Annotated in this window: 9 protein-coding genes; 5 read left to right on the top strand and 4 right to left on the bottom strand. The window is 42.3% G+C overall.

Features of this window, described 5'->3' with window-relative positions; genetic code table 11:
* The 4 genes from I6E24_RS01935 to I6E24_RS01920 all read right to left on the bottom strand — a co-directional run.
* Window positions 1-329 (bottom strand): transposase family protein (locus tag I6E24_RS01935; RefSeq protein ID WP_235325822.1); only part of this gene is annotated, 329 nt, incomplete at its 3' end.
* Window positions 271-564: a hypothetical protein gene (locus I6E24_RS01930; RefSeq protein ID WP_235325821.1), complete on the bottom strand. Its 294-nt coding sequence runs from the start codon at window positions 562-564 to the stop codon at window positions 271-273. The genes I6E24_RS01930 and I6E24_RS01935, both read right to left, overlap by 59 nt.
* 140 nt (window positions 565-704) lie before the next feature.
* Window positions 705-1,073, bottom strand: a complete 369-nt coding sequence (locus I6E24_RS01925; RefSeq protein ID WP_235325819.1) for a hypothetical protein — start codon at window positions 1,071-1,073, stop codon at window positions 705-707.
* A 104-nt stretch (window positions 1,074-1,177) separates the two neighbouring features.
* A complete protein-coding gene (locus I6E24_RS01920) occupies window positions 1,178-2,029 on the bottom strand; it encodes a patatin-like phospholipase family protein (RefSeq protein WP_235325817.1) in 852 nt (283 codons plus the stop codon).
* A gap of 139 nt (window positions 2,030-2,168) precedes the next feature.
* On the opposite strand from I6E24_RS01920, the gene I6E24_RS01915 reads away from it, so the two are divergent.
* The 5 genes from I6E24_RS01915 to I6E24_RS01895 all read left to right on the top strand — a co-directional run bounded on the left by I6E24_RS01915 (window position 2,169) and on the right by I6E24_RS01895 (window position 9,290).
* Window positions 2,169-3,560 carry an aminopeptidase P family protein gene (locus I6E24_RS01915; protein ID WP_235325815.1) on the top strand — a complete coding sequence of 464 codons (1,392 nt, stop codon included), beginning with the start codon at window positions 2,169-2,171 and terminating at the stop codon, window positions 3,558-3,560.
* A 22-nt stretch (window positions 3,561-3,582) separates the two neighbouring features.
* Window positions 3,583-4,782 (top strand): C1 family peptidase, encoded by a 1,200-nt coding sequence (locus I6E24_RS01910; RefSeq protein ID WP_235325813.1) that lies wholly within the window; start codon window positions 3,583-3,585, stop codon window positions 4,780-4,782.
* A 194-nt stretch (window positions 4,783-4,976) separates the two neighbouring features.
* On the top strand, window positions 4,977-6,698 hold the full coding sequence (gene recJ, locus I6E24_RS01905) for a single-stranded-DNA-specific exonuclease RecJ (protein ID WP_235325811.1): 1,722 nt from the start codon (window positions 4,977-4,979) through the stop codon (window positions 6,696-6,698).
* Window positions 6,699-8,606, top strand: coding sequence for a RecQ family ATP-dependent DNA helicase (locus I6E24_RS01900; protein ID WP_235325809.1), 1,908 nt, complete (start codon window positions 6,699-6,701; stop codon window positions 8,604-8,606). It abuts the gene before it with no gap.
* Window positions 8,607-8,711: 105 nt separating this feature from the next.
* On the top strand, window positions 8,712-9,290 hold the full coding sequence (locus I6E24_RS01895) for a helix-turn-helix domain-containing protein (RefSeq protein ID WP_235325807.1): 579 nt from the start codon (window positions 8,712-8,714) through the stop codon (window positions 9,288-9,290).
* Window positions 9,291-9,297 lie beyond the last annotated feature (7 nt).

The following is a 9,297-nucleotide window of genomic DNA, read 5'->3' as shown; positions in this document are numbered from 1 at the left end:
ACTACATATTTCGCGAAACGGTGGGTGTAGCCGCAACTACCCGTGGCAAAGGGTATGCTCTCCTGACGGTCATAATCACAATCCTTGTTCTTGCACCTATAGCGTTGGACTTTCATACGGATTATCACCTTTTTACCGCCTATCGGAAGTCCTATAAAGTCACGGATGCGAAAACCGTTCTTGACCAATTGGCGATGCCCGCACTTCGGACACACTTTTTCACGCTCTTTGGATTCGATATGCAAGATTATTGTGTTATCTTTGTATTCCTCACGAGTACATTGGTGGGTGTATAGACCCCACGCATGATATAGAAAACTGCTGTTCATAATTGTACGTTTGCTTGTGCTTATTCAAATATACAATTTGTGCAGCGGTTTTCTTCTTTAATAAACTATCACGCGAAATGTCGGATGAACCTTTTTTTTTAAGTTCCTTCCTTGTCTCCTTAAGCTTAGCCTCTTTGGCTGCTTTCTGAGATTTGAGTTTGGCATTTTCTTTACGAAGACGTTTAACCTCTTCTTCCAGGGTTTCTTTATGGGATTTTGAATCTACTTTTTTCATTGCTTTTAGTTCTAAATTATTCAACTAAGATACTAAAAATCAATGAAATACACAAACTTTCAAAGAGCAATTTTGCTTATTAAAGCATTGAATTTAAGAGCATTGTATTAACAATAACGAGGGCGTTTTGTACTACGTTTTTAGGAACGTAGAACTGGACACCCTAGCAAAAAAACTTTATTAAGAAGCCATTCCTGCTCCCATTCTTTTCTTCCAAGTTGTCGGGAAATACTGATGTTATCAGTTACATAGACCATTGCTGAATCCACATTGTAAACATAAAACTCATCGTAGAACATCTTGTTAAGCCACAATCTTTCTTCTGGTTTTAGAGCTGAAGATTTCCTTTTCCTCAATTCCTCAATTCTGGCCTCTTTATCCACCACGTATTTATCACTACATGCCAATACTGAATCAAGCCTTAACAACAATTGTTCCAATTCAGAATTAATAGAATAGGTTTCCACCGAAACCAACAAAAAAAGCAACATCAAAATATTTCTCATCACTTGTTTTAAATCTTAAAAATTAGCAAACAACATAATTAGGCAATATTTAAATTCTATTTAAACACTGCTTAAACACTTTCTATTCAAACACTCATTCCTTGTCCCTAATCCTGCATCAAAGGCTTCAACACCTTTTCAGCGCAAAAATAACCTTCTTCATAAAGTTCCGTCAGTTTCTTTATATCCTTCTCTATTCTGTTTACCACAACTTTCTTTTCAGGACGGATTGCTATAATCTTTCCCTCATCTTCCATTCTTTCTATCATCTCCAACTGTTCGTTATAAACACGGCAACGATTACTCAAAAGAACTCGCAGACGAGGATATCTGGTATATATAAAATGAGGTACCTTTATGTCTCTCTCAGTCTTCCTATACCCACGATTACGGGTCAGGACTACAACATTCTTTTCATACCCCTGCTCTATGGCCCTCAATACCGGAATGGAATCTATAATACCGCCATCAAGCATAGGACGTCCATCCACATAGACTATCGGACAAACGTACGGCAAACTGCTTGAAGCCTTGGCTATACGCAACAGGCGTTCCTTGTCATGCTTCTCCTCTAGATAGCAGGCCCTTCCTGTCACACAATTAGTAGTAACCATCTCGAAACGGTTGGGGTTCTTCATATATGCATCATAATCATACGGAAGGATTTCTTCTGGAAAAAGTTCGTACAGAAGTTTCTGGTCTAAAATACTACGCTGATGAAAAAGATATTTAAAGCTTATATAGTTATACTTTTCAAGCATATCTATATTACTGTATTTGGCACGACCTCGCTGATGCGACATATACGAAAGTCCGTTGCAAGCACCGGCAGACACTCCTACCGCATAAGGGAATTCGATATTGTTATCCATCATAAAATCAAGCACGCCACAGGTAAATACACCACGCATGCCACCACCTTCAAGCACTAAGCCCATTTTACTAAAATCTACTTTCATAACATATTTCTTTTAAAACAGACACGCCAAATGCAAATATATGTTTTTTAAATACATTCAGATAGAAAATAAGACATTTTTTTCTTACTTTTGCAACATAAATATCATATTCTATAAATTACTGTATAATATTACTGTTATGTTTGAAACCTTAACATATCAAAAAAGACGCCAAGCCTTGAGGGAAAGAATGAGCAACGGTCTTATTCTTATTCTTGGGAATAATGAGGCTCCGGCAAACTATCCTGACAATACATACAAATTCAGACAGGACAGTTCGTTCCTATATTTTTTCGGACATTCTCACCCTGGATATGCCGGAGTTATTGACATAGACAATGACGAAGAATATTTCTTCGGAAATGATGTCGATATGGACGACATAATCTGGATGGGACCTCAACCAAGCATAAAAGAACTGGCTGAAAGAGTCGGTGTGAGCAAAAGTTTCCCATTCGACAAGCTGAAGGATGTAATCGGAAAAGCTCTGTCTCAGCGTAGAAAAGTTCATTTTCTGCCTCCATACCGTTATGACAACATGATGCTTTTGGAAGATCTGACAGGCATAAAGGCATCTATGGTAAAAAAACATGCTTCTGTAGAGTTGATTAAAGCTGTTGTATCATTAAGAGCGGTAAAAGAGCAATGCGAAATCGATGAAATAGACAAGGCATGCAACATCGGTTACGAAATGCACACCACAGCCATGCGCCTGTGTAAGCCTGGAGTATCGGAACAATATATTGCAGGTATTCTGGAAGGTATCGCCGCTTCATACGGCAGCATGACTTCATTCGCTACTATCCTCACTCAGAACGGACAGACACTGCATAACCACGACCACAGCCACATACTGCAGGAAGGAAGACTGATGCTTACAGATGCCGGGGCGGAGAATATAAACAACTATTGTTCCGACCACACACGTACAGTTCCTGTTGGAGGAAAATTCACTCAACGTCAGAAAGACATCTACAATATTGTTTACTCTTGCCACCAGAAGGCACTTGAACTGGCAAAACCGGGAATAACATATAAATCTGTACATATTGATGTCTGCAAGGTTCTGGCTCAGGGGCTTAAAGACCTTGGACTGATGAAGGGAGATGTAAACGAAGCCGTCGCAGCAGGAGCACACGCTCTGTTCATGCCTCACGGACTGGGACACATGATGGGGCTTGATGTTCACGACATGGAGGACCTTGGACAAATCTACGTGGGATATGATGATGAAGTTCGTCCTTCGGATCAGTTCGGACTGGCATCCTTGCGTATGGGACGCCGTCTGCAACCGGGATTTGTCATGACAGACGAACCTGGATGCTATTTCATTCCGGCACTGATTGACAAATGGAGAGCAGAAGGAATGCATACAGACTTCCTAAACTACGACATTATAGATAAATATAAAAATTTTGGCGGTATTCGTCTTGAAGACGATATACTTATTACTCCTGAAGGCTCAAGATTTACAGGAGAAAAACGTATTCCTATCAGAGTGGAAGACGTAGAGGAGATAATGAAGGATTAAATACTTAAAAACTCAAAATAGCATGAACAAATTTATCACACTGGCTGCACTTGGACTTTGTTTCAGCAGCATCAACGCTCAGGAAGCGAAAGAAGACAAAAAAGCTGAAGAAGGCTTTGTGTTTACAACAATCAAGGAAAACCCTATTACATCTATCAAGAACCAGAACCGTTCGAGCACTTGCTGGTCGTTCTCATCTGTAGCATTCTTCGAATCAGAATTGCTTCGTCAGGGTAAAGGAGAATTCGATCTTTCAGAAATGTTCATCGTACACCATACTATGGAAGAACGCGCTGTGAACTATGTGCGTTATCACGGCGATGCTTCATTCTCTCCTGGTGGTAGCTTTGAAGATATCGTAGCATGCTACAGACAGCATGGTCTTGTGCCACAGGATGCTATGCCTGGTATCATGTACGGCGACTCACTCCCAGTACACAACGAACTTGACGCAGTAGCAGGAGCATATGTTCAGGCTATCGGTAAAGGAAAATTCTCAAAACTTACTCCGGTATGGAAAGACGGACTACGTTCTATATATGATACATACCTTGGTGAATGTCCGAAAGAATTTACTTACAACGGCAAGACTTATACTCCAAGAACATTTGCTGATGAAGTTCTGAAACTGAACATGGACGATTATATCTCTTTGACTTCTTATACTCATCATCCTTTCTATACTCAGTTCAATGTAGAAGTACAGGATAACTGGCGTAACGCTCTTTCATACAACCTGCCTATCGAAGAGTTGATGGAAGTTATGGATAACGCTGTAAGAAAAGGATATACATTCGCATGGGGCTCTGACGTAAGCGAACAGGGATTCACTCGTGACGGTATCGCCGTATTCCCTGATGCATCTAAGGGTGCAGAACTTACAGGTTCAGACATGGCTCACTGGTTGGGTCTGAGCGCTGCTGACAAGCGTAAGGAACTTACAAGCAAACCTCTTCCTGAAGTAAATGTAACACAGGAAATGCGTCAGACAGCTTTCGACAACTGGGAAACTACTGACGACCACGGTATGCTTATCTACGGTTTGGCTAAAGACCAGAACGGAAAAGAATACTTCATGGTAAAGAACTCTTGGGGTGAAGCTGGAAAATACAAAGGTATATGGTATGCTTCAAAAGCATTCGTTGCTTACAAAACTATGAACATCCTTGTACACAAAGATGCAATCCCTTCAAAAATTGCCAAGAAATTAGGCCTGAAATAATCGTAATATAGACTGATTACAAATAATATGATGCCGGTTTAGTTAATTTTTATACTAAACCGGCATTTTTATTCTTTCTTTTTCCTAACTTTACAAATTGAATTGAACAGGCATACCAAGTAATGCCACACAAAAATACAGGAACATTATGTTCCACCCCATCATACTCAGGAAAAAAGAAAAAAAATAATATAATGAGATACAAATGGAATTATCAACCTCCTACTCTAGAGCAAAGAGAAGAAGCAAGAGCTTTGGCCAAGGAAATAGGGATTAGCCCTATTCTCTGCCACTTGTTGCGACAGAGGGGCATAAAAACAGCTGACGCGGTAAAGAAGTTTTTCCGACCGCAACTGCATGACCTGCATGACCCGTTCCTGATGAACGACATGGAGGCGGCTGTGAAAAGGCTCAACACGGCAATGGGCAGGAAAGAGCGCATCCTTATATATGGCGACTACGATGTTGACGGCACTACTGCCGTGGCATTGGTGTATAAGTTTCTTCAGCAATTCTACTCTAACATAGACTATTATATCCCAGACAGATACAACGAGGGATATGGAGTAACAACCAAGGGAGTGGATTATGCCTACGAAACAGGAGTAAAACTTGTGATTGTTCTCGACTGCGGAATAAAGGCTGTGGAGGAAATCGCTTACGCAAAAGAGAAAGGAATAGACTTCATTATCTGCGACCATCATGTGCCGGACGATGTTCTGCCGGATGCGGCCGCTATACTTAATCCCAAAAGAGCAGATTCAACCTACCCATACGAACACCTTTCAGGATGCGGTGTGGGCTTTAAGTTCATGCAAGCTTTTGCCATGAACAATGGAATAGAGTTTCACCAACTCACCCCATTGCTTGACCTGGTGGCAGTAAGCATAGCTTCGGACATAGTTCCTATCATGGGCGAAAACAGAATCCTGGCGTACCACGGACTAAGACAGCTGAACGCAAACCCATGCATGGGACTGAAAGCTATAATCGATGTATGCGGACTTACCGAAAAGGAAATAAACATGAGTGACATCGTGTTCAAGATTGGTCCGAGAATAAACGCTTCGGGAAGAATCCAGAAAGGTAAAGAGGCTGTTGACCTGCTCATAGAGAAGGACTATAAACAGGCGCACGAAAAAGGTAATCTCATCAACAGTTACAACGAACAGCGCAAGGACCTGGACAAGACTATGACAGAAGAGGCTAACAAGATTGTCGATTCTCTTGAAAACCTCTCAGAAAGAAGAAGTATAGTAATTTACAATGAGGAATGGCACAAAGGTGTGATAGGTATTGTAGCTTCAAGACTTACAGAAATTTACTATCGCCCTGCTGTGGTACTCACACGTACCGAAGGACTTGCCACAGGCTCGGCACGTTCGGTCTCCGGATTCGATGTTTATAGTGCGATAGAGCATTGCCGAGACCTGCTTGAGAACTTCGGCGGACATACATACGCTGCCGGACTGTCGATGAAGGTGGAAAATGTGGAAGAATTCACAAGACGATTTGAGGAATATGTGACAAACCATATTCTGCCGGAGCAGACAAGCGCGACAATAGATATTGACGCACAGCTTGATTTCCGCGACATCACTCCGAAATTCTTCTTCGACCTGAAGAAGTTCAACCCGTTCGGACCGGAAAACCATAAACCGGTATTCGCCACACTGAATGTGTACGATTACGGTACAAGCAAGGTTGTAGGACGCGAACAGGAACACATCAAGATGGAACTTGTAGATAACAAATCGAACAATGTGATGAACGGAATTGCTTTCGGACAAAGCTCGCAGGTGCGATATATCAAGACGAAGCAATCGTTCAACATCTGCTATACGATAGAAGAAAACTCACACAAGCGCGGTGATATTCAGTTACAGATAGAAGACATTAAGCCTAGCGGATTTTAAATGACAGACGAATACCGTAAAATACTTAAGGACTATTGGGGATATGACAATTTCCGCGGAATACAGGAGGATATTATCCGAAGCATAGGAAGCGGACGCGACACACTTGGACTGATGCCTACGGGAGGCGGAAAATCCATTACTTTCCAGGTTCCTGCCATGGCAAAAGACGGACTGTGCATTGTCATAACTCCACTGATAGCCTTGATGAAAGACCAGGTGAGAAACCTCCGTGACCGCGGAATCAAAGCCGTTGCCATATATTCCGGCATGACTCGCGAGGAGATTATCATAGCACTTGAGAACTGTATTTTCGGCAATTACAAATTTCTTTATATATCGCCTGAAAGACTTGACACGGAGATATTCCGCATCAAGCTCCGCAGCATGAAAGTCAGCATGATAACTGTTGACGAATCACACTGTATATCGCAGTGGGGCTACGATTTCCGCCCTGCATATCTCAAGATTTCAGAAATAAGAAACCTGCTGCCGGACGTTCCAGTTCTGGCACTGACAGCCACAGCCACTCCCGAAGTGGTTAATGACATACAGCAACGTCTTGCCTTCAAGGAAGAGAATGTGTTCCGCATGAGTTTCGAGCGCAAGAATCTTGCATACATTGTCCGCAGAACAGAAAGCAAGCAGGAGGAGCTTCTTCATATCCTAAAGCACGTTCAGGGTTCAGCCATAGTATATGCCCACAACCGCAAGCGCACAAAAGAATATGCCCAGTTGCTGAACGAGAAAGGTATAACGGCTACATTCTATCATGCAGGACTCAATAATGAAACGAAAGACCAGCGACAGAAATCGTGGGTGAAAGGAGAAACTCGAGTGATGGTTGCCACCAATGCGTTCGGTATGGGTATTGACAAGCCGGATGTAAGACTAGTGGTACACGTAGACATACCGGACTCTCCGGAGGCATATTTCCAGGAAGCCGGACGTGGAGGACGTGACGGTGAAAAAGCGTATGCTGTATTGCTTTATGCCAGAAGCGACAAAGCCACACTGAAGAAAAGAATATCAGACACATTCCCCGAGAAAGACTATATCCGCACAGTTTATGAGCATCTGAACTACTACTATCAGATGGCAATGGGCGACGGACTGGGTTGCACAAGAGAGTTCAATATCGATGAGTTCTGTCGCAACTTCAAGCACTTCCCTATCCAGGTAGATAGTGCCCTGAAAATACTTACCCGTGCGGGGTATCTGGAATACACTGACGAGCAGGACAACAATTCACGCCTTATGTTCACTCTAACGAAAGAGGAGCTTTACCGCATACATGAGACAAGCCCCGAAACCGAAAAACTGATAAACATCATACTCCGTTCATACACAGGAGTATTCACCGAATACGCCTATATAAACGAAGAGACTCTATCCATGCGTACCGGCATGACATGCCAGCAGGTGTATGACACACTGATCTCACTCACCCGCCGACACATTCTTCACTACATACCGGGCAAAAAGACTCCTTATATTATATATACGCGTGAAAGGCAGGAAGCTGACCGACTGATATTCACCAAAGAAGTGTATGAAGACAGAAAGGAAAGCTTCATCCGCCGCATTGAGGCAATGACGGAATATGCAGAATCAGATGACAAATGCCGAAGCCGTATGCTCTTGCTGTATTTTGGAGAAAAAAACGAACATAACTGCGGACAGTGCGACGTATGCCTTTCGTCACATTCATCAGGTATCAAGCAGGGAGTGTTCGACGAGATATCGAGAGTCATTGAAGAAACTCTTAAAGAAAAGGATATGACAACATCCGCACTTATGGAAAATCTGGAATCATACGACAGGGAGAATGTTACGAAAGTATTGTCATATCTACTTGCAGAAGAAATCATTCACCAGAAAAACGGCATACTTTCAGTGCCAAAATAATCATATCCAACATATTCTGGCTACAAAAAGTAAGAAAAACCAATTGAGTTATAAAATTTTGATTATATTTGCGCTTACAAACATATAAATCAAAACTTTTTTACCATGGATTACACAAATATCATCGGCGAAAAAATCAAATCGCTAAGAGACATCAAAGAAATCAGTATAGAAGAATTGGCTGAAAGCACAGGTTTGACAACAGACCAAATCACACGCATTGAAGAAAACATTGATATTCCATCACTCGCACCGCTTATCAAAATAGCACGTGCATTGGGAGTACGCCTGGGTACTTTCCTTGACGATCAGAATAGCGAATCCGGTCCTGTAGTATGCCGCAGAGGGGAAGCCGACGACACTATCAGCTTCTCAAACAATGCTACAGACGCACGACAGCACATGCACTATCACTCACTTTCGCGCAGCAAGACTGACCGCCACATGGAACCTTTCATCATTGATATCGATGAGAATAAGGAAACGGTGTTCAACCAGTCGGCTCATGAGGGAGAAGAATTCATTATGGTGCTGAAAGGTATGGTGGAAATCACATACGGAAAGAACACTTACGTTCTTGAAGAAGGCGACACAATTTATTACGACTCTATCGTGCCTCATCACGTTCATGCCTACGAAGGCCAGGCGGCACGTATTCTTGCAGTAATCTATACACCAATCTAATCAAAAG

The sequence above is a fragment of the Bacteroides caecigallinarum genome, assembly GCF_021530995.1.
Classification (GTDB): domain Bacteria; phylum Bacteroidota; class Bacteroidia; order Bacteroidales; family Bacteroidaceae; genus Phocaeicola; species Phocaeicola faecigallinarum.
Note: the sequence above shows the minus strand (reverse complement) of the source record. Positions and strands in the feature narration are given on the sequence as shown.

Coding starts and splice junctions, on each gene's coding strand:
- I6E24_RS01915 (WP_235325815.1), top strand. CDS start 2,169: ATGTTTGAAACCTTAACATATCAAAAAAGACGCCAAGCCTTGAGGGAA.
- I6E24_RS01910 (WP_235325813.1), top strand. CDS start 3,583: ATGAACAAATTTATCACACTGGCTGCACTTGGACTTTGTTTCAGCAGC.
- I6E24_RS01930 (WP_235325821.1), bottom strand. CDS start 564: ATGAAAAAAGTAGATTCAAAATCCCATAAAGAAACCCTGGAAGAAGAG.
- I6E24_RS01900 (WP_235325809.1), top strand. CDS start 6,699: ATGACAGACGAATACCGTAAAATACTTAAGGACTATTGGGGATATGAC.
- recJ (WP_235325811.1), top strand. CDS start 4,977: ATGAGATACAAATGGAATTATCAACCTCCTACTCTAGAGCAAAGAGAA.
- I6E24_RS01895 (WP_235325807.1), top strand. CDS start 8,712: ATGGATTACACAAATATCATCGGCGAAAAAATCAAATCGCTAAGAGAC.
- I6E24_RS01920 (WP_235325817.1), bottom strand. CDS start 2,029: ATGAAAGTAGATTTTAGTAAAATGGGCTTAGTGCTTGAAGGTGGTGGC.